General features: G+C 67.5%; 15 protein-coding genes. 5 read left to right on the top strand and 10 right to left on the bottom strand.

What is annotated here, in order from left to right:
- Positions 1-70 precede the first annotated feature (70 nt).
- On the bottom strand, positions 71-913 hold the full coding sequence (locus J5J86_RS03230; RefSeq protein WP_247657985.1) for an alpha/beta fold hydrolase: 843 nt from the start codon (positions 911-913) through the stop codon (positions 71-73).
- 571 nt (positions 914-1484) lie between these two features.
- Here J5J86_RS03230 and J5J86_RS03235 point away from each other — a divergent pair.
- Complete coding sequence (locus tag J5J86_RS03235) at positions 1485-2396, top strand: helix-turn-helix domain-containing protein (RefSeq protein WP_209103465.1); 912 nt, start codon at positions 1485-1487, stop codon at positions 2394-2396.
- Between the two features lie 118 nt (positions 2397-2514).
- On the opposite strand, the gene J5J86_RS03240 is transcribed toward J5J86_RS03235, so the two are convergent.
- Positions 2515-4143 (bottom strand): Na+/H+ antiporter, encoded by a 1629-nt coding sequence (locus J5J86_RS03240; protein ID WP_209103466.1) that lies wholly within the window; start codon positions 4141-4143, stop codon positions 2515-2517.
- Positions 4144-4406: 263 nt separating this feature from the next.
- Entirely contained in the window at positions 4407-5540 is a 1134-nt protein-coding gene (locus tag J5J86_RS03245) for a cupin domain-containing protein (protein ID WP_209103467.1), read from the bottom strand.
- A 346-nt stretch (positions 5541-5886) separates the two neighbouring features.
- Here J5J86_RS03245 and J5J86_RS03250 point away from each other — a divergent pair, with 346 nt between their 5' ends.
- The 4 genes from J5J86_RS03250 to J5J86_RS03265 all read left to right on the top strand — a co-directional run bounded on the left by J5J86_RS03250 (position 5887) and on the right by J5J86_RS03265 (position 9110).
- The gene (locus J5J86_RS03250) at positions 5887-6609 is read left to right on the top strand and encodes a YoaK family protein (protein WP_209103468.1); all 723 of its coding nucleotides are present in this window, start codon (positions 5887-5889) and stop codon (positions 6607-6609) included.
- 173 nt (positions 6610-6782) lie between these two features.
- Positions 6783-7301, top strand: coding sequence for a redoxin domain-containing protein (locus tag J5J86_RS03255; RefSeq protein WP_209103469.1), 519 nt, complete (start codon positions 6783-6785; stop codon positions 7299-7301).
- Positions 7298-7828, top strand: coding sequence for a DsbA family protein (locus J5J86_RS03260; RefSeq protein ID WP_209103470.1), 531 nt, complete (start codon positions 7298-7300; stop codon positions 7826-7828). Before J5J86_RS03255 ends, J5J86_RS03260 begins: the two co-directional genes overlap by 4 nt.
- Positions 7829-7907: 79 nt before the next feature.
- Positions 7908-9110 carry an MFS transporter gene (locus J5J86_RS03265; protein WP_209103471.1) on the top strand — a complete coding sequence of 401 codons (1203 nt, stop codon included), beginning with the start codon at positions 7908-7910 and terminating at the stop codon, positions 9108-9110.
- A 519-nt stretch (positions 9111-9629) separates the two neighbouring features.
- On the opposite strand, the gene cydB is transcribed toward J5J86_RS03265, so the two are convergent.
- The 7 genes from cydB to J5J86_RS03300 form a co-directional block, all read right to left on the bottom strand.
- Complete coding sequence (gene cydB / locus J5J86_RS03270) at positions 9630-10613, bottom strand: cytochrome d ubiquinol oxidase subunit II (protein WP_209103472.1); 984 nt, start codon at positions 10611-10613, stop codon at positions 9630-9632.
- A gap of 2 nt (positions 10614-10615) precedes the next feature.
- Positions 10616-12028: a cytochrome ubiquinol oxidase subunit I gene (locus J5J86_RS03275; protein WP_209103473.1), complete on the bottom strand. Its 1413-nt coding sequence runs from the start codon at positions 12026-12028 to the stop codon at positions 10616-10618.
- Between the two features lie 65 nt (positions 12029-12093).
- Positions 12094-13830, bottom strand: coding sequence for a ubiquinone-dependent pyruvate dehydrogenase (poxB, locus tag J5J86_RS03280; RefSeq protein ID WP_209103474.1), 1737 nt, complete (start codon positions 13828-13830; stop codon positions 12094-12096).
- A 225-nt stretch (positions 13831-14055) separates the two neighbouring features.
- A complete protein-coding gene (locus J5J86_RS03285; protein WP_209103475.1) occupies positions 14056-16350 on the bottom strand; it encodes an FdhF/YdeP family oxidoreductase in 2295 nt (764 codons plus the stop codon).
- Between the two features lie 188 nt (positions 16351-16538).
- Complete coding sequence (locus J5J86_RS03290) at positions 16539-17483, bottom strand: efflux RND transporter periplasmic adaptor subunit (RefSeq protein WP_209103476.1); 945 nt, start codon at positions 17481-17483, stop codon at positions 16539-16541.
- A 52-nt stretch (positions 17484-17535) separates the two neighbouring features.
- On the bottom strand, positions 17536-17742 hold the full coding sequence (locus J5J86_RS03295; protein WP_209103477.1) for a DUF1656 domain-containing protein: 207 nt from the start codon (positions 17740-17742) through the stop codon (positions 17536-17538).
- A gap of 12 nt (positions 17743-17754) precedes the next feature.
- Positions 17755-19803 (bottom strand): FUSC family protein, encoded by a 2049-nt coding sequence (locus J5J86_RS03300; protein ID WP_209103478.1) that lies wholly within the window; start codon positions 19801-19803, stop codon positions 17755-17757.
- Between the last annotated feature and the right edge of the window lie 297 nt (positions 19804-20100).

A 20100-nucleotide genomic window follows, 5' to 3' on the forward strand; every position in this document is an offset into this window, starting at 1 on the left:
CGGCTCTGCCCCTCGAGGCGGACCACGGGAGGCCCGTGATCCGCCGGGGAGCAGGGATCAGCCCTTCACGTCAGCCCTTCACGAAGGCCAGGAGATCGGGATTGATGACGTCCGCATGGGTGGTCAGCATCCCATGGGGGAAGCCCGGATAGATCTTCAGGGTGCTGTTCTTGACGAGCTTGGCCTGAAGGATCGCCGCATCCTTGTAGGGCACCACCTGGTCGTCATCGCCCTGGAGCACGAGGGTGGGCACCGTGATGGCCTTCAGGTCCTCGGTCTGGTCGGTCTCCGAGAAGGCCTTGATGCCCTCATACTGGGCAAACGCGCCGCCCATCATGCCCTGCCGCCACCAATTCTGGATGATGCCCTGGGACACCTTCGCGCCGGGACGATTGAAGCCGTAGAAGGGACCGGACGCCACGTCCAGGTAGAATTGCGAGCGGTTGGCCGCAAGGGCAGCGCGGAAGCCGTCGAACACCTCAATGGGGGTGCCTTCGGGATTGGCGGGGGTCTTCAGCATCAGCGGGGGAATGGCAGCCACCAGGACAGCCTTGGCCACGCGCCCCTGCGGCTGGCCGTAGCGGGCCACATAGCGGGCCACTTCGCCGCCGCCAGTGGAATGGCCGATATGGACGACATTGCGCAGGTCGAGATGCTCCACCACCGCCGAGGCATCCGCCGCGTAGCGGTCGATGGTGTTGCCGGTGTCCACCTGGCTGGAGCGGCCATGGCCGCGGCGGTCATGGGCGACCACCCGGTAGCCCTTGGAGAGGAAGAACAGGAGCTGCGCGTCCCAGTCATCGGACGACAGGGGCCAGCCATGGTGGAAATGGATGGTCTGGGCGTCCTTCGGGCCCCAATCCTTGAAGAAGATCTCAGTCCCGTCCGCCGTTTTCACGAAGCCGCTGCTCATCGAAGTCTCTCCGGTCCTGTGGTTCGCGCCGGAAGTGGCGCCCTTGGTGCTGGCACTGGCGCGAACGGGAAGCATCGTCGTCGCCGCGAGGCCCGCTGCGATGCCGAATACCCCCCGTCGGGTCATGGAAAGACCCTCCGTCGGGACCGCGGCCGCCCCGACGGCACGGGTTTCTGTGTCGTGTGCCAGTCCGGGAACGATGGGGAACCTGCCCATGGCCGTGATCTCCTGCTGCCATTGCTTACGGGGTGAAAGCTAAAGGCAGACGGACACCGGCAAAATTGTACAGGCAGGTCGCCGACACATACCAAGGTTTATTCCGGTGATGAGTGATCTTGCGATCGCAGCCGACAGAAAAACATGCTCGAATCTGCGTTTTTCCTATCCGCAGCATACCTTCGTATAGGCGGATCATAACAAGCGATACTTGCGGCGTATGATCGTAGAATGGGGCAAGCCCGGGCACTTTCCTAAATTCGAGACGATACCGGCGTCGGCCAAATGGGGGCTTCGCTTCCTCGGGGTCCCCCGCCGCGCGCCAATCATCCCCGACAGACCGAGAGGAAAGACCATGTTCGAGGCCTCCCCTCCCCCTGATGCCGCAGGATCAAGCACGCGCATACCGGCTTCCGCCCTCCAGCCCCCGGCCAAAAGCGCGGAGCTGGCGGAGACCGGCTTTCTTATTGGCCTGCGGCTTGACGAGGTCGGGATCGCCATCTCCTTGCCGCCCACAAGCGCGCGCGGGCGGACGCCGACCCTGTCGGTCCCGAAAAGCCTCGCGGTGCTGTTTCCAGGGGTCGCGCATAGTGTCGGCCTCCCCTCCCGCCGCGTGGACCTTGCCGCCTTCTTCGTCCGGCAGCGGGCCCGGCGCTGGCCAGACGGCGTCCTGATGGTGGATGTACGCGCGGGCGACGATGGCGAGCTTGCCGCGCTCGCGACCGCACTTCTGGCCGCCTTGTCGCGCGACCCGGCCACGGCGGACCTTTATGCCGATGCCATCTGCGCGACCCTCGCCGCGCGCTGCGCCGAAAGGCCCCCGGCCGAGGCCAAAGCCCGGCGCCGGCCCTGCGGCCAATTGCCGAAATGGCGACTGAAGCGGGTGATGGACTATGTGGACGCCCATCTGGACGCGCCGATCACGCTCGCCGACATGGCCGCCGCGGCCCGGCTGACGCGCATGCATTTCGCCGCGCAATTCCGCGCCGCCACGGGCCTGCGGCCTCATGATTATCTGCAGCGCCAGCGGATCGCGCGCGCCAAGATCCTGCTGGAGGAGGACATGCCCCTTGTGGAGGTGGCGGTTTCCGTCGGCTTTCAGACCCACGCCCATTTCACCACGGTGTTCGGCCGCCTCGTGGGCGAGCCGCCGTCCCGGTGGCGGCAGGCCCGCATGGCCGAGCGGCGCCGCATGCGGGAGGCGCGCCCCAGGGCTGAAATGCACCGGCCCGTCGCCTCGCCGGAGGGCTTCCCCGCCCCGGCTTGATCCAACTGCGCAAAAGTGTGGCGGCAGGCCCTTCAGGCCCGCAACCGGCATTGGGACAGGACAGGGCCGCCACAGCACCGGCGGCCCTTTTCGTTGCGCACTTCGTCAGACACGTCCTTCACTCCACCAGCCAGGCCTCCTGGCCGTCCAGTTCAAGCAGAAGACGCCGGGCCGTTTCATTGTCGATCAGATGCTCGGCGACCATCTGTGCGATCTCTGTCCGCTGAGCGTGAAGCCCGGCAATGCGAAGACGCCGCTCGGCCCTGCCGCGCACGGCCGACGCCCCTGCGTCGGGCTCCGGCGCGCTGAGCCGCTCCATTTGCCGCCGATAGGTGGAGAGCACCGCCGCGGACGCCTCCTGCCAGGGGATTGACGGGCTTGCGGCGTCCGTCTCCTCTTTCATCAGACGCTCCACCGCGCGGATCGCGGCTTGCGCCGCGCGCAGGCGGGCGGCGTTCTGCTGGCGGACCTCCTCCCCCACGGCCGCCTCCGCCAGCGGAGCCGCCAGCAAAGGAAGGACGATATTGGCGAGGATCAGGGATGCCAGGATGACGCCGGCGGCGAGGGCAATGACCAGATCCCGCTCAGGGAATGGCGCGCCGCCTGGCAAGCTGAGCGGCAAGGCGAGGGCAGCCGCGAGGGTCACCGCGCCGCGCACGCCAGAGAAGGTCATGGCCAGGATCGTCGCCCAGCGCAACCGCCTGCCCCCGATCTGCGGCCGACGCCCCTCCTGCCAGGTCACCAAGGCTGTGATCCAGGCCAGACGGACGAGCGTCAGCGCCACCAGGGCCGCGAAGATGTAAAGCACCAGCCAAAGCCCGGTCCCCGGCCCGGCGTGGGGGGCATCGGACAGGACCTTCTGGACGATGCCCGGCAATTGCTCGCCCAGCAGCAGGAAGATGATGCCGTTGAGCGTGAATTCCAGCGTGTCCCAGATGGCCGCGCGGCGCAGGCGCGTCAGCGGAAGCGCCTTGCCGCCCAGTTCCCAGCGCCCCATCACCAGGCCCGCCGCGACGGGAGCCAGAATGCCGGAGGCGCCCACCATCACGGCCGCATGATAGGCGGCATAGGGAAACAGCAGGCTGATGAGGATCTGGATCGCCGGCGTCTCGCCGAGCCGCGCCAGGATGGCATTCTTGAGCAGGAGGATGACGACCCCCACGCAGAGCCCGCTCGCCAGCCCGCCGGCGCCCATCCACAACAGGTCCGCCAGCATGCCGGAACCGGGGGCGGCGGGGCGCGATCCGAGCACCAGCACGTAATGCAGGCAGATGAGCGCCGAGGCGTCGTTGAGCAACGCCTCCCCTTCCACGATGCGCGCGGCCCGCCGGGACAGGGGCGCCTGTTTCAGGAGCGATGTGCCGGCCACCGCATCGGTGGGCGAGAGCACCGCCACGAGGGCGAGGGTCGCCACCAGCGGCACGTTCGGCATCAGGACATGCAGGGCCGGCCCGACGCACAGGACGGTGATGAGCACGAGGCCGATGGCGAGCGAGCCGATGGGTCCCGCCCGCGAGAGCAGCTCATGGCCGGAGAAGCGCCAGCCATCCACGAACAGGAGCGGCGGCAGGAAGAGGACGAAGAAGAGCTGCGGGTCGATGCTGACGGCATCGACGCCGAAATGCCCCATCGCCGCGCCAAGTGCGATCTGCACCAAAGGTGGCGCCACGAACGGCAGCAGGCGGCTCAGCCAGGTGCTGGCGACCACCGCGAGGACCAGAATGAGAACGAGGTTGAGGGTCGCCATGGCAATGCCGTCCGGCGGCCGGGGATGGCCCCGCGCCCTGTTGGATATGCAGTGCTAAAAGGAAGCCTTGTCTCAATTGGACCTGCGGGCGCTCGCAGCGCGGCCCACCCGCATTCCGTCCATGTCAGCGCCGCATCGCTCCCCTGCCGGCGCGCGAAGGCGTGGCGGGATTGGACGTGAAGCGGCGAGCGGTGCCCGAAGAAGGCTTCCCCTCGCCGCGGTCTCATGGACCCGCGCGTGTCTCATGGCCCCGCGCGGGGCGGTCAGCCCTTCATGACGGGCTGGCGGGTGGCGCGCAGCGACGACAACAGCGGTTCGCCCACATCCAGATGCCCCGCCACGAGATGCCTCGGGGTCAAGGCAAGCCAGTTGTTGAGCGAAACGTCCTTGTATTCGCTGGTGTGGAATACATTGATCACCCGCACCGGCTCATCGCCGGTATTCTCGATATAGTGGGCCAGCGTCTTGGGCACATAGCCCACGTCGCCGGCCACGAAATCGAAGGTGCGCGCATTGTCCACCGCGTCGAAGACGGTCATCCGCGCCTTGCCGCTGATATAATACTGGATCTCATCGGCGTCGGGATGCCAGTGGATCTCGCGCATGCCACCCGGCTCCAGGTCGATGAACAAAGCCGCGAGGTTGGTGACGCCGAACGTCTTTGCATCCACCACCGTGGTGGCACCACCGGGAAACCGGGTGGCGGCGAGCTGCGAGGCGCGGAAGACGTATTTATCGGTGAAAGTCACCGCCCCCAGAGCCGCCTTCACCTCCGCGAGCGGCGGCGGGACGGGCTGGCGGAAGATATACTTCTCATGCGCCGGAATCCCCTCGAAGGCCTCCACCGGCACGCCGAAATTCTTGGCCAGAACGTCGCGCGGGGTATGGGCGAAGAGTTCCGTCACCAGGAGGGTCTGGTTCTCGGAGAAATTGCCGTCATTGAAGACGAGGACAAATTCGGTCCCCTCCTCCAGGCCCTGGATGGCATGGGGAAAGCCCGCGGGGGCGAGCCACAGGTCGCCGGGGCCGAGATCCTCCACCAGGGTCTGGCGCTGGTCGTCCACCAGGTAGAAGCGCACGCGGCCCTTGAGCACATAGGCCCATTCGGCCTCCTTGTGCCAGTGCAGCTCGCGCACCACGCCCGGCGGCAGGCGCATATTGACGATGGCCAGCTCCTTCAGGGCGCCTAGCTCGCGCTGTGTCACCTCCCGCGCCCAGCCGCCGTCTTCCAGACGGTTGTGGGCCATGGCGAAGGGAAATTTCAGGTTCGCAATGCCGCCATGGTCGGTGGAGGGCGGGATCAGGATGTCCGGATTCTGGGCCTCGACCTCAGGGTTGCGGGGCCCGACAATGTCGGCGCCCCGGGTGCCGACGATGGGCTGCTTCAGCACGGGCATCGGAAACTCCTCGTTCATTGGATCTTGTGAAGGACGACCCTATTTCGGCCCACGAAACCTGTGCCGCGTTGTGATGGCGCAAAATCACGACACAAGCGGCAGGACGCGGCTCGAAGGACCGCACGGCGCAGATCATCGAAAAGTGCACCAATACTTGCAAACGGACGGCCATATAAATGGGCCATCCATCGGTATAGGGATTCAAGACGCCTGCCCGGCCAGTTCCACCTTGCGGATGATGGACCGGGACCGCCTCCGACGGCAGCCTCGGTAGGGCGTGGCGCCCGCACCCTCTGGAGCAGGCCGCTCGCCTCGTCCCGTCCGTTCCCAGCACCAAAGGCACGCGATGACCTTGCCTGCAAAGGACCGTTCGCGACCTCCCGTTCCGGAGCCTTCCGCTGAAGCCGGAACAGCCTCCCGCGCGCCTGCCGCCCCCTCCCATCCCCTGGCCTTCGCCCTCACCCTCACGGGGCTCGCCGGCTTTCTGGATGCTGCCGCCTTCGTGCGCTTCAACCATCTCTATGTGTCCTTCATGAGCGGAAACAGCACGCATCTGGGCATGGCGGTGGCTGAGGGGACGGGCCCGGTCCTGGCGTCGGTGCTCGGCGTGGTCGGCGCCTTCGTCGCCGGCGCCACGGCCGGCACCTGGATCGCCGACCACGCGACTCCCCGCCTGGTGCCGCGTGTGCTCGGCCTGGAAGCGGGGCTTCTGGCTGCCGCGACCGGCGCCTTGCTGGGCGGGCGCCCTCTCGCCTGCGCAATGCTCGTGGCGCAGGCCATGGGCCTTCAGAATGTCCTGCACCAGGCGGTGGGGGGCGTGGATGTGGGCAAGGGCTTCGTCACCGGCATGCTGTTCCGCCTCGGCCAGTCCCTGGCGCGCCTGTGGTCCGGCAAGGCGACGGGCGGCCAGGCGCTGACTTCCCTGCTGAACTGGCTCGCCTTCGTGGGCGGGGCGGCGCTGGGCACTCGCGTCGTGCAGGGCTTCGGCTTTTCCGGGTGCCTGCTGGTGGCGCTGGCTGTCATCGGGACGTTGATGATCGTCTTGCCAAAATCTTTCGCCGCGCGATGACTGACAGCGTTAGACCTTGAAAACCAAAGTATGACCCGCCCAATCCAAGGGCCGATTTCACACCAAAGCCAGTCCTTCGACACTTGCAGGCCTGCGTGCCCCGCCTTGAAGCGGACCATGCCTGGGATCGCCGATCCCCATCACCCGGCACGCACTGGAACAGGAGTGGCAAGATGCAAGACATGACTGTGCCCGCCCCCGCCACCGCCCTTCAGCCGGGCGTGACGGCGCCGGATTTCACGCTTCCCGCAACGCCGGACCAGGCCCTTTCCCTGTCTGAGATGAAGGGCCATCCGGTGATCCTCGCCTTCTACCCGGCCGACTGGAGCCCGGTGTGCGGCGACGAGATGAGCCTTCTCAACGCCGTGCTGCCGGAATTCCACAAGATGGGCGCGCAGCTGGTGGGCATCTCGACGGACGGCGTGTGGTGTCACGCCGCCTTCGCGGCCGAGCGCAAGTTGCACTTCCCGCTCCTGGCCGACTTCGAGCCCAAGGGCGAGACGGCGCGGCGCTATGGCGTCTATCGCCCGGTGGAAGGCGTGGCCGATCGCGCGTTGTTCGTCATCGACGCGCAAGGCGTCATCCGCTGGTCCTATGTCTCGCCGCTCGGCATCAATCCCGGAGCCGATGGCATCCTGGAGGCGCTGGACAAGCTCGCCGCCCATCCTCGTGCCGAAGGAGCGGCCGCATGACCCGTCTCATCCCCCCGCTCGCTGGCGACGACCATGTTGCCGGGCCCGCCACCGCAGCCGTGACCCTGGTGGAATATGGCGACTATCAATGCCCCTATTGCGGCGAGGCTTACCCTGAACTGAAGGTGGTGCAGCGCGCCATGGGGCACGGCTTGCGCTTCGTGTTCCGGAACTTCCCGCTGGTGGAAGTCCATGCCCACGCCATGCGCGCGGCCCAGTTCGCCGAAGCGGCCGCCGAGGCCGGCCGGTTCTGGGAAGCCCATGATCTGCTTTATGAAAACCAGGATGCGCTCGATGACCAGAGCCTGCTCGCCTATGGCCAGCATCTCGGCCTCGACCGCGCCCTACTGATGGCCGCCTTCGAGGGGCGCCACGACGACAAGATCCAGCGGGATTTTCTTGGCGGGGTGCGCGGCGGCGTGAACGGAACGCCAAGCCTGTTCATCAACGGCCTTCTCTATGAGGGCCCGCGCGATGCGGCGAACCTCGTGGTGATCTTGCGGCAAGCCGCCAGCGTGCGTGCCTGAGCCGCCCGCTTCACGCGACCGAGCCGGAGCCAAGGGCGACCGGCATGCGCTCCTCTTTTCCTCATACGTGGTGACAGACATGACCCTTCAGCACAGCGTTCCCGCTCACTCGGCCCAGCCGCACGCGCATCCCGCGCTCGGCCAGGGGACCACATTCGCCATGGCCGCCGCGGCGGGCCTTGCGATCGCGAACATCTATTACAACCAGCCCATGCTGGAACTGATCGAGCAGGACCTGCCCGGTCGCATCGCCGGCGCCATCCCCACCGCGACGCAGCTCGGCTATGCGGCGGGGTTGTTCCTGCTGGTGCCCCTGGGCGACCTGGTGGAGCGGCGGCGGCTCATCATCCTCCAGTTCGTCCTGCTCGCGCTGGCGCTGGCCAGTGCGGCCCTCGCGCCCAGCGCGCTCCTGCTGGTGGCCGCCTCGCTGGCGGTGGGGCTGCTTGCCACGGTGGCGCAGCAGATCGTGCCCTTTGCCGCCCATCTGGCCGCCCCCGAGCGGCGGGGCGCGACGGTGGGCACGGTGATGGCGGGCCTGCTCACCGGCATCCTGCTCAGCCGGACACTCGCCGGCTTCGTGGCGGCCCATGGGGGATGGCGGGATATGTTCTGGCTCTCGGTGCCGCTGGCGCTCGCCGCCGCCGCGCTCATGGGCCTTGTGCTGCCCCACAGCAGGCCGGACTCGCGCATGGCCTATGGCCGGCTGCTTCATTCCATCTGGCATTTGTGGCGGCAATATCCGACGCTGCGCCTCGCCGCGCTGACCCAGTCGGCGCTGTTTGCGGCCTTCACGGTGTTCTGGACCATCCTCGCCTTCCAGCTGGCGAGCCCCCGCTTCGGCTATGGCGCGGAGATTGCCGGCCTGTTCGGCCTCGTGGGCGCCGTGGGCATTCTGGCGGCGCCGCTGGCGGGCCGGTTCGCTGACCGGCACGGCCCTTCCCAGGCGGTGATCCTCGGCGTTGGCGTCACCCTCGCCTCCTTTCTGGTGTTCGGGCTCTGGACCTCGCTGGCCGGTCTGGTGGTGGGTGTGGTGCTGCTGGATTTCGGCATGCAGACGGCGCTCGTCTCCAACCAGCATATCGTGTTCGCCTTGCATCCCGAGGCGCGCGCCCGGCTCAACACGGTGCTCATGGGCACCATGTTCCTGGGCGGGGCGCTGGGATCGGCGCTGGCGACGCTGGCCTGGCAGACGGGTGGATGGCTGCTGGTGAGCCTGCTCGGCATCGGCTTCGCCCTCTTCGCCACCGCCCTTCAGGCGCTCGCCTGGCTGCGGCGCGCCTGAGGGCTCACATCCGACAGCGCTCTGTCCCGAAAAGGCCCTGGCCGGCTCTGCGCCCGCCAGGGCCTTTTCGCGTGCGCACGCCTTTCGCCCGGCGCCTGATCTGACTGAAGGAACCGATGCTCCCGGGTTCAGCCACCCATGGCAGCGAGAGGTGACGGCGCTTCTGCCTTCAGATGGGCGCAGCGGCCGGCGGAGTGCCCCATGGATCTGGCCGGCGCCCCCGGCCGGATCATGATGCGTCGTACAAAAGAGTGGCGCAGCTGAGGCGCCTTCGGAAGCCCCACACCCTCGCGTCTCAGGACGTTGCTGCCCCCGGCGCGCGCCTCGACCAAGAGCGTCCACCAAGACCCTCGCCACAGGTGCGCATGCGCCTGCCAAGATCAATCCTTCACTTACGCCCCTTAGGTCGCGCCGCGCTTCCAAGCGCCCCACATAAAAAGGCGGCCGCTCCGGGGAAGCGACCGCCTTCGGTCTTGTGGCAGGGAATGAAACCCTCAGAGGGTGACACACCGCCCTTCGTCAGTATTCCCCCGTCTCGCGTGTCTTGCCGCGAAACACGAAATAGACCACCAGCGTATAGGCAAGGGTCAGCGGCAGGACGAAAACCCCCGCGCCCCAGAACAGGAAGCTCAGGGAGGCGTGCGGCGAGGCCGCCTGCCAGAGGGTGAGGGAGAAGGGCAGCATGTAGGGCAGGAAGGAGCCGGCCAGCGTCGCGAAGGCAGCCAGGAAGATGACCGCCCCGGCCAGGAACAAAAAGCGCTCCCTCCGCCGCCGCACCGCCAGCACCAGGCCAGCAAAGGCGAACATGCCGAGCAGCGGGCACAGGAGCAGGACGGGCCGCTCCATCCAGCGGTCGAGCACCGGCAGGCGGATCGCCACCGACCAGGCGAAGACTGCCACCAGGAAGGCGGCCAGCGCCGACATCAGCCCGGGAAGGATGCGGAAGCAGAAGTCGCGCAGGGCGCCGTCGGATTTTCCGGCAACCCAGCAGGCCCCCATCAGCGCATAGCCGATGCACAGCCCCAACCCGCAGAAGAGCGCGAAGGGGCTCGCCCAGCCGAACGGGGTGCCGGCATAGATGCCGTTTGCGATGGGCAAGCCCTGGACGATGGCGCCCACCGCCGTGCCCTGCACGAAGGCCGCCACATAGGAGCCCGCCACAAAGCCGGCATCCCAGATGGGCCGGCTGGTGGTGGACTTGTAGCGGAACTCAAACGCCACGCCGCGCAGGATCAGCCCCGCCAGCATGAGGAAGAGCGGCAAATAGAAGGCCGACAGGATGATGGAAAACACCGCTGGAAAGGCGCCGAACAGCGTGGCGGCGGAGACCACAAGCCAGGTCTCGTTACCGTCCCAGACGGGCGAGATGGAGGCGAGCATGCGCCGGCGCTCCGGCTCGCCTGGGGCGAAAGGAAACAGCATGCCGACGCCGAGGTCGAAGCCGTCCAGCAGGATGTAGAGGAGGATGGAAAGCCCGAGGACACAGGCCCAGAATTCGACCATGGTCATTCTCCAAGAGGGGCGGCGCCGGAAACGCCGGGGCTGGCGCCGGGCACGGACAGGGGACGCTTGGGATTGGTGGCGTAGAGGGAAATCTCGTTCGCAGGGATGGGGCCGGCGCGCAGCAGCCGGAAGAGGTAGAGGACGCCGAAGCCGAAGATCAGCGCATAGACCGCCGCAATCATCACGAAGGTGATCGCCACCTCGTGGGTGGTCAGGAAGGGCGTCACCGCATCCGCCGTGCGCAATTGGCCATAGACCACCCAGGGCTGGCGCCCCACCTCGGCGGTGAACCAGCCGGTGAGCGTGGCGATGAACCCGAGCGGGAAGGACGAGGCGGTGGCCACCAGGAAAAGGCGCGCCTTGAGGATGCCCTCGCCGAAGCTGAGGACGGTGCCGGTCCAGGCCAAGGCCAGCATGAGGAGGCCGCAGCCCACCATGATGCGGAAGGCGAAGAAGGAAATGGCCACAGGCGGCCGATCTTCGGGCGGAAAGCTCTTGATGCCCAATTCCTTGGAGGTCAGGCTCATGGAGCCGATGATGGAGCCGAGATAGGGCACCGCCACCTCGAAGCGGTTGCGCTCGTTCGCCGGGTCGGGCCAGGCGATGAGGATCTCGCTCGCCGGCTGCTGGTCGTTCCAGCGGCCCTCGATGGCGGCGAACTTGGCAGGCTGGCGGTCATGGACGAAATCGCCCACCAGATGGCCGAAACCGAGCTGCATCGGCACCAGGATGGCGGCAAGCCGCAGGCCCATGACGGCCATGGCGCGGCCCTCCTGCACCGCCGTGCCGCGCAGCATGTACCAGGCGCCCGTGGCCGCCACGCAGAAGGCGGAGGTCACATAGGCCGCCAGCACCATGTGCGGGAAGCGCGTCCAGACGGCTTCATTGAAGATGATGGCCGACCAGTCCGTGGGCACGAAGACGCCGTCCGGCGTCAGGCTGAAGCCGGTCGGATATTGCATCCAGCTGTTATTGACCATGATCCAGAAGGCCGACAGGCTGGTGCCCAGCGACACCATCAGGCACGCCACCAGATAGGCCCAGCGCGGCACGCGATCGCGCCCGAACATCAGCACGCCGAAAAAGGCGGCCTCGAGCGCGAAGGCGGTGAAGCTCTCATAGCCCAGGAGCGGCCCCTGGATGGGCCCGGTGCGGCGGGACAATTCGCTCCAATTGGTGCCGAACTGGAACGCCATCACGATGCCCGAGACGACGCCGAGCCCGAAGGCCACGGCGAAGATCTTCATCCAGAAATCCGATAGGCGCCGATAGATGCGCTCCCCCGTGATGAGATGGCAGGCCTCCAGGAAGGTGAGCCAGGCGGCAAGGCCAATGGTGAAGGCCGGGAAGATGATGTGGAAGGAAATGGTGAAGGCGAATTGGATGCGCGACAGGAGAAGGGCGGAGATGTCCATGGCGATGTCCCGCGTTGGGAGGAACCGGCGTCGGGCGGCGGACCGGCCCCGAGGGGCCGTCCGGTTCAGCGCGGCAGGAGATTGGTGCCGGCGAGGTCGATGACCTCGGTGCCATGGCCACTCAGCACGGCGCGCAGCATCCACAGGCCGAAGCCGCGGGCCTGCTCGATGCCGATGGTGGGAGGCATGGAGAGCTCCTGCGTGGCGGTGACCACGTCCAGCACCGCCGGCCCCTCATGGGCGAGCACCGCGTCCAGCGCGTCCGGCAAGTCGCCGGGATCTTCCACGCGCAGGGCGAAAATGCCCATGGCGTTGGCCATCGCCGCAAAGTCCGGATTTTCAAGGTCCGTGCCCAGTTCCACGAAGCCGGCGGCCTTCATCTCCAGCGCCACGAAGCCGAGCACGCCATTGTTGAAGATCACCACCTTCACGGGGAGCTTTTCCTGCTTCAGCGTGATGAGATCGCCCATCAGCATGGAAAACCCGCCATCGCCGGAGAGCGAGATCACCTGGCGGGTGGGCTCGGCGGCCTGGATGCCGATGGCGTGCGGCAAGGCATTGGCCATGGAGCCGTGCACCAGCGAACCCACCATGCGGCGCTTGCCGTTCATCTTCAGATAGCGCGCCGCCCAGATGGTGGGGGTGCCCACATCGAAGGTGAAGGCGGTGTTGTCCTCGGCCTGCGCGCTGACGAGCCGCGCGAGATATTGGGGGTGGATCGGCTTGCGGCCGGGCGTTCCTTCCGCCAGGGCGTCCAGATCCTCCCGCGCGTGGTGATAGCGCGTCACTGCATCATCCAGGTGCAGCCGGTCGGCCTTCACGTCCAGGCGCGGCAGCAGCGCCGTGAGGGTGGCCCTAACGTCGCCGACGATGCCGAGGTCGAGCTTGCAGCGGCGGCCCAGATTGGCCGGGCGGATGTCCACCTGGGCGATTTTCACGGCGGTGGGCAGGAACTGCTTGTAGGGGAAGTCCGTGCCCAGCATGAGCAGGACGTCGCAGGCATGCATGGCCTCGTAGCCGGACGAGAATCCGATGAAGCCGGTCATGCCCACATCGTAGGGATTGTCGTATTCCACCGCTTCCTTGCCGCCGAGCGCATGGACCATGGGGCTTTTCAGCGTCTCGGCGAGCTGCATGAGCTCGGCATGCGCCCCGGCGCATCCCCGGCCGCAGAAAAGAGTGACGCGCTCGGCGCCGTTCAAGAGGTCCGCCAGCGCGTCCAGTTCCCGGGCGGCGGGCACCACAACGGGCGCCGGCGGCAGAAGGCCCTGCGGCGCGGAAATGGCGCGCTCGGGGGCGGGCTTCAGGGCCACATCGCCGGGAATGACGATCACCGCGACGCCCCGCTGGCCCACCGCCGCGCGGATGGCGTTTTCCAGCACGAACGGCATCTGGGCGGGGTCGGAGACCAGTTCGCAATAGACGCTGCATTCCTGGAACAGGGTCTGGGGATGGGTCTCCTGGAAATAGCCGCCGCCAATCTCGGCGGAGGGGATCTGCGCGGCGATGGCGAGCACCGGCGTGCGGCTGCGCTGGGCATCGAACAGGCCGTTGATGAGGTGCAGGTTGCCGGGCCCGCAGGAGCCGGCGCACACCGCCAGCTTGCCGGTGATCTGCGCTTCTCCGGATGCCGCGAACGCCGCCACCTCCTCGTGCCGCACATGGAGCCAGCGCAGCTTGCCTGTGGTGCGCAGGGCCTCCGTGAGGCCGTTCAGGCTGTCGCCCACCACACCATAGATGCGCTCCACACCGGCCTCGGCCAGCGTGTCCACCATGAGGTCCGCAACGTTGCGCGAGAACATGGCCATCTCCTTTCAAGTCATGACAAGCAATGGGGATGGCGAAACCTTAATTGGCGGGGCAATTCCAGGCTGTCAGACGTGACGGTGGACCGCTCATACGTTGGGATGACGGGCCCCGGCCAGAAACGTGAGCTTTGCCATAATAAAAGACCTCGACCCGTCCACCGCCAAGGGCCAGCGACAGGTCGAGGTCCGGTCGGGGCGCCGCGTGCGGCCGCCCCTGTCTCACGCCGCGCGCGGGGGAGATTTCACCAGGCGGACGGGGACGCCTTTCGAGGCCGGGGTGAAGCTCTGCGGATCGTGCGCATAGAGCGGCACCAGCGGGTTGGTCTCGGGATAATAGGCGGCGCAACTCCCCTCCGGGAACGCATAGGGCACCACGCGGAACGCCCGCACCGCCCGCTCGATCCCATCGCGCGAGACCGTCACGATGTCCACGCGGTCCCCTTCCGCCAGTCCACGCCGCTCCATCTCGGCTTCAGCGAGGAAGATCACGTCGCGCTGGCCATAGACGCCGCGATAACGATCGGAGAGCGAGTAGAGCGTGGTATTGTACTGGTCGTGGCTGCGCACGGTGGTGAGCCAGAGCACGTCGTCCACCCCCACCTGCGGGTCCTCGCAAAGCCCTTCGCAGACCAGGAAATTGGCCTTGCCCGTTGCCGTCGCCCAGATGCGCTCGCGGGCGAGCGAGGTGAGGTGGAAGCCGCCGGGGACGCGGATGCGGGTGTTGAAGCCCTGGAAGATGGGAAAGATGGCCTCGATCTCCTCCCGGATCAGCCCGTAGTCGGCCACCAGCGCTTCCCATTCCACCTTGGACCGCGTTCCGAGCGTTGCCCGCGCCAACCCGGCGATGATGGCGGGCTCGCTCTTCAGATGCTCCGAGGCGGGCGCATTGTGGCCGATGGAGGCGTGCACCATGGACATGGTGTCTTCCACCGTCACCGACTGGGGGCCGCTCGCCTGCATGTCCACCTCGGTGCGCCCCAGGCACGGCAGGATCAGCGCATCGCGCCCATGGACGAGATGGCTGCGGTTGAGCTTGGTGGCGATGTGGACGGTGAGGTCCAGCTGGCGCATGGCCTCCTGCGTCAGCTGCCAGTCTGGAATGGCCGCGGCGAAATTGCCGCCAAGGCCGATAAAGACCTTGGCTTCGCCCTTCACCATGGCGTCCAGCGCCGTCACAACATTGTGGCCGGGGGCCTTGGGCGGGGTGAAGCCGTAGCGGGCTTCCAGCGCATCGAGCAGCGCCGGGGACGGAACCTCGGTGATCCCCACCGTCCGGTCGCCCTGCACGTTGGAATGGCCGCGCACCGGGCAGATTCCCGTGCCCTCGCGCCCCACATTGCCCCGCAGCAGCGCCAGGTTCGCGATCTGCTGCACATTCTGCGTGCCGTGGCGATGCTGGGTGATGCCCATGCCATAGACGAGGATGGCCCGCTCGGCGCGCATATAGGCTTCGGCGGCAAAGATGATATCCGCGCGGGCAAGGCCACTCTTGCGCACGATGTCGTCCCAGGAGGTGGCGTCGAGATCGGCGATGAGGGCATCGATGCCCTGGGTGTGGCCGCGAATGAAATCCCAATCGAGCACGGGGGCCTGGTCTTTGGCGCGGGCGTCGGCATCCGACGCCACCAGATGCTTCATGAGCCCCTTGATGAGCGCCACGTCGCCCCCCACCCGCACCTGGAACAGGCGGGACGAGATGGGCGTGGACGAGAGGGTCGCCATCTCCACCGGGCTCTGCGGCGCCTGGAAGCGCTCCAGCGCCCGCTCCCGGAAGGGATTGAAGGACAGGATGGTGGCGCCGCGCCGCGAGGCGTTGCGCAGCTCCGTCATCATGCGCGGCGAATTGGTGCCGGGATTCTGGCCGAAGATGAAGATGCAGTCGGCGCGTGCGAAGTCCTCCAGAACCACCGTGCCCTTGCCCACGCCGATGGACTGGGGCAAGCCGACGCTGGTGGCCTCGTGGCACATGTTGGAGCAGTCGGGAAAGTTGTTGGTCCCGTATTCGCGGGCAAACAGCTGGTAGAGAAACGCCGCCTCATTGGAGGCCCGGCCGGAGGTGTAGAAATCCGCCATGTTGGGGTCTGGCAGCGCGTTGAGATGCGCGCCCACCAGGGCGAACGCGTCCTCCCAGCTCACCGGCAGGTAGCGGTCGCTGGCCGCGTCATAGCGCATGGGATGAGTGAGGCGGCCCTCCATCTCCAGCTCATAGTCGTTCAGCGCCGCAAGCTCGGTAACCGTGTGGGCGGCGAAGAAATCGGGGGTGCAGCGGCGGGCGGTCATCTCCCAGGCCACCGCCTTGCCGCCATTCTCGCAATATTCAAAGGGCGAGGTGTGCTTGGGATCGCCCCAGCCGCAACCGGGGCAATCGAAGCCGCCGGGCTGGTTCATGCGCGCCAAGGTCTCCATGCCGGCGACGGCCACATGCTGCTGCACCAGGGCCGTGCCCATGGCCTTGAGCGCGCCCCAGCCGCCGGCGGGCTGGTGATAGGGACGGATGGTCTTTGCGACGCCCATGATGTGCTCCTGCCGAGGAAAGGTTTTCGGAAGTTGCCGCGCGGGGATATTCTGGATGGTGCGAATATCTTCGGTCGGCGGCTGGCATTTCACAGATGAGATACGCCGGGAGCGGCAGGGCCGTAATCAGATCCACATATGCGTGCCCCATACATGGGTATGCGGGCCGGATCTTGAGCACCCCCGCCTCAGCGGCGGAGGGGCGCCGGGGACGTCCCGCTGGCCGGCTGCGGCGCTTCATCCAGGATGGAGATGGTCGCGGTGAGCCCGGCCGAAAGGGTGAGGGAGGGCGGCACCTGGTCCAGCACCACGCGGACCGGCACGCGCTGGGCGAGGCGAACCCAGGTGAAGACGGGGTTCACGGTGGCCAGGCCAGAGCCGTCGGGCTGCGCGTTCGGCACGGCGATGCCGCGCCCGATGCCGGTGACATGGCCCGTAAGGCGCTCGGGATAGGCCATCAGCGTCACCTCGGCCCGATCGCCCACATGGATGGTGTTGAGCAAAGTCTCCTCGAAATAGCCGTCCACCCAAAAGCTGTCGGCATCCACCACCGACAAAGCGCGCTGGCCGGTGGTGGCGAAGTCGCCCACCTGGGTGAGCAGGTTGGTCACATAGCCATTCACCGGCGAGACGATGGTGGTGCGATGGAGGTCGAGCTTGGCCTTGTCGCGCGCGGCAAGGGCCTGCTGGTAGGCGGCAAGCGCCATGGCCGCGCTCGACGCGAAGATCTGCTTCTCCTCGTCGGAGACGGCCAATGTGGTCAGGTGCGCCCGCCGCTCCGCCTCGGCCTGCTTGTTGTCGAGGTCCGCCTTGGCGCGGGCGACCGCCGCCTCCGCATTGGCGAGGGCAATCTGGTAGTCGTCAGGCTCGATCACCATGAGCACGTCGCCCTTATGGACGAACTGGTCGGCCTTCACCGGCAATTCGACGATGCGCCCGGACACTTGCGGGGCGAGGGTGACCACATAGGCGCGCACTGTGCCGTCGCGGGTCCAGGGCGTGGCCATGTAAGTGAGCCATATCTCCCAGCACAGCGCCCCGGCGATGGCAGCGACCGCCAGGGTTGCCAGGACGCGCAGGACCGGCGCGAGGGGAGAGGTGCGGGCTTCGGCGGGAAGGTCGATGCTGGTCATGTGAGGCTCCAGGGAGGGTCAGGGACGAGGCGAAGGGGAAAGGGCGCGGCGGTCAGGTCCACGCGCTCCAGGCGCGCACGATCGCCGCCAGGACGATGACGTAGACGCAGAGCTTGAAGAGGCCGGGATGCCAGACATGGCGCAGGAGGCCCAGGCGCACGCTGATGAGGCTCAGCGGCATCATGGCGAGCCAGGCGAGCAGCAGCATCACGGCGAAGGGGGCCACATAGACACCCAGAATGTTGATCTCGCTGAACATGGGTTTGCTTCCTCAGGCGCGGGCGGGCGCGGTCATGGGCTCGCGCGGGCCCAAAAGCGCGGTGTGGGCGAGAATGGCCTCGGCGAGCACCGCCACCTCGGCCTGCACCTCCGCCCACACCAGGGCAGGCGCAGGCGTGGTGGCGGCGGGCGCCGTCAAGGCTTCGAGATGATGCAGGGCGGCTGTTGGACGGCCTTGGGCCAATGCGGCGAGGGCTTCGGCCAGCGTCCGGTCGCCCGCCCCGCCGCCCACGGCGGCCCGCAGCTTGATGACGGCAAGCCCCATGGCGAGAAGCGCCAGCAAGGTGCCGTCCTGCTCCAGGCTCGCCTGCGGGGGGAGGCTCTCCAGCCGGCGTGTCAACAATGCCTGCCAGCGCCGGGAAAGCGATCCGCCCGGATCGCGGCTGAGCCGCCGCAGGTCCCGCACGGACAAGCGGATCAGCCGGGCCGCGCGCTGCGCCGGCTCCATCACCGGCAGGATGATGAAGAACAAGGTTCCCGCCGCGCTGCCGGCGAAGATGGCGAAGGCGACGTTGAAATAGCCTGCCGGATCATAGGCAACGGGATTGCCGATGCCCAGGAGCGGCAGCGCCGTGATGGACATGGCGAGGAAGACCGCGCTGTGCCAGGTGCCCACCTGCATCATGCCGAGCGGTACATAAAGGAGGAACAGCAGGGCCATCAGCGCCGGGAAGGTGGAGAGCGCGGGAAGCACGAAGAAATAGATCCCGCTGCCCAGGAGCGTCATCGCCGCGACGCCGAGGCTGTAATCGCTCGCCCGCATCCGCGCCTCATCGCCGAAGGAGGCGAAGATGAGGGTGGAGATCACCGCGAAGGCCACCGCAAAGGCGCCGCTCGGCCAGGCGGTGGCGATCCAGAAGGCGCTCACCACCAGCACCGACAGGACAGCGCGCGCGCCCGCTTGCCAGGCGGGCAAGCTGTCGGCGATGACCCAGGGCTGACGCGGCACTGGCTTGCGGTCGCCCGCCCCGGTGCGCAGGAACACCACCGCATCGATGAAGTGCGCGAGGCAGAGGGCCACATCGCGGGTGGCATCCGCCAAGAGACGATCGGATGGGTCGGCCTGCGCCACCTGCTGGCGCAGCGCCTCGATCTCCGCCACCGCCTGCCGCCCCACGGCCTGGGAGAGCAGGGCCTGCCGCTCGGGCGCCGCCGGATTGATGCGCGCGAGCCGCGCGGCCAGCGCACGCCGGAACGCGCGGGTCGCCTCACCCGCAGCGGCCGCCCCGCGACCGGCATTGCGCCAACCCACGAGCGCCAGGGCCAAACTCGCCAAGGCCAGACGGAAATTGCCCCGCCGCGAATAAAGGACGGCCGCCTCGCCGGTCGCCGCGTCCACGGCTGCGCCCAGCGGGGTGAGGGCCTTGACCACTTTGCGCCGGGCCGCGGCCATGGCGGCGGTCTCAGTCCCGTTTTCGAGCGTCTCCAGGAAGCCGGCACGCAGTTGGAGAGCGGTGCGCTCCATCAGGCCCGCGAGGGAAAGCCGCGCGGCACCGGGCTCGGTGAGCAGCATGACCACGGCGGCGGCGGCGATCCCGATGCAGATCTCGCTCACCCGGCCAATCCCGAGGACGAAGGCGGTGGTGGGGTCGGCGATGGAATCGGCGAAAAGAATGGCGGCGGTGATGCCCGACAAGGCGGCGGCATAGGCGGCGGAATTGCGCAGCAGCACCACGGCGGCCCCGCACAGGCCACACCACAGGGCGAGACACAGGAGGAAGGCGATGCGCTGCTGGGGAAACAGCGCCAGCAGGGACACCAGCGCCAGCGCGCCGAGCACGGTGCCCAGGGCGCGGAAGCGGCCTTTCTGGAGGGAAGCTCCGAGATTGGGCTGGCAGACGATGGCCGCTGTGGTGGCCGCCCAGAACGGATTGGGCAGTTCCAGCATATAGGTGACATACAAAGCGAGGCAGACGGAGGATGCCAGCCGGACCCCGAACAGGAACCGGGGAACAAGTGCGCCGAGCCTGGTTCGGAATGCGAGCGGCACCAACCGCCCGAGGGTTCCCGCCCGGAAAAGGGTATCACTGTCCGCGCTCATGGGTTCGCCACAGGGTCTCGTTCTGGGAGAGCCCGAGCATAGGCGCGCAGCGGAAGGACGAAATTATACTTGGAATGCTGCGTATAGAACCTTGGTTTATCAGGGCGTGCCCTGCCCGGGCCTTGGCCCTCCACGCCCCGATTCTGGCCGCTGGCGCCGTTCATATTCCAGGAGGGGGTGCGCATACCTTGGTATGGGAGCAACACTGCGGAAGGGCTGGCATACTGCCCCGCAGAATTCCGGCTGCGCCGTGAAAGGCGAAGGCCGGGCTCCGGCGAGCCGCGCGCCGGGCCAGAA

This window comes from Aquabacter sp. L1I39 (assembly GCF_017742835.1).
Lineage (GTDB): Bacteria > Pseudomonadota > Alphaproteobacteria > Rhizobiales > Xanthobacteraceae > L1I39.

What these genes read in the sequence shown, in the direction of transcription:
- J5J86_RS03275 (WP_209103473.1), bottom strand. Translation starts at nt 12,028, where the DNA reads ATGGACATCTCCGCCCTTCTCCTGTCGCGCATCCAATTCGCCTTCACC.
- poxB (WP_209103474.1), bottom strand. Translation starts at nt 13,830, where the DNA reads ATGTTCTCGCGCAACGTTGCGGACCTCATGGTGGACACGCTGGCCGAG.
- J5J86_RS03285 (WP_209103475.1), bottom strand. Translation starts at nt 16,350, where the DNA reads ATGGGCGTCGCAAAGACCATCCGTCCCTATCACCAGCCCGCCGGCGGC.
- J5J86_RS03250 (WP_209103468.1), top strand. Translation starts at nt 5,887, where the DNA reads ATGACCTTGCCTGCAAAGGACCGTTCGCGACCTCCCGTTCCGGAGCCT.
- J5J86_RS03240 (WP_209103466.1), bottom strand. Translation starts at nt 4,143, where the DNA reads ATGGCGACCCTCAACCTCGTTCTCATTCTGGTCCTCGCGGTGGTCGCC.
- cydB (WP_209103472.1), bottom strand. Translation starts at nt 10,613, where the DNA reads ATGGTCGAATTCTGGGCCTGTGTCCTCGGGCTTTCCATCCTCCTCTAC.
- J5J86_RS03235 (WP_209103465.1), top strand. Translation starts at nt 1,485, where the DNA reads ATGTTCGAGGCCTCCCCTCCCCCTGATGCCGCAGGATCAAGCACGCGC.
- J5J86_RS03255 (WP_209103469.1), top strand. Translation starts at nt 6,783, where the DNA reads ATGCAAGACATGACTGTGCCCGCCCCCGCCACCGCCCTTCAGCCGGGC.
- J5J86_RS03245 (WP_209103467.1), bottom strand. Translation starts at nt 5,540, where the DNA reads ATGCCCGTGCTGAAGCAGCCCATCGTCGGCACCCGGGGCGCCGACATT.
- J5J86_RS03230 (WP_247657985.1), bottom strand. Translation starts at nt 913, where the DNA reads ATGAGCAGCGGCTTCGTGAAAACGGCGGACGGGACTGAGATCTTCTTC.
- J5J86_RS03295 (WP_209103477.1), bottom strand. Translation starts at nt 17,742, where the DNA reads ATGTTCAGCGAGATCAACATTCTGGGTGTCTATGTGGCCCCCTTCGCC.
- J5J86_RS03290 (WP_209103476.1), bottom strand. Translation starts at nt 17,483, where the DNA reads ATGACCAGCATCGACCTTCCCGCCGAAGCCCGCACCTCTCCCCTCGCG.
- J5J86_RS03265 (WP_209103471.1), top strand. Translation starts at nt 7,908, where the DNA reads ATGACCCTTCAGCACAGCGTTCCCGCTCACTCGGCCCAGCCGCACGCG.
- J5J86_RS03300 (WP_209103478.1), bottom strand. Translation starts at nt 19,803, where the DNA reads ATGAGCGCGGACAGTGATACCCTTTTCCGGGCGGGAACCCTCGGGCGG.
- J5J86_RS03260 (WP_209103470.1), top strand. Translation starts at nt 7,298, where the DNA reads ATGACCCGTCTCATCCCCCCGCTCGCTGGCGACGACCATGTTGCCGGG.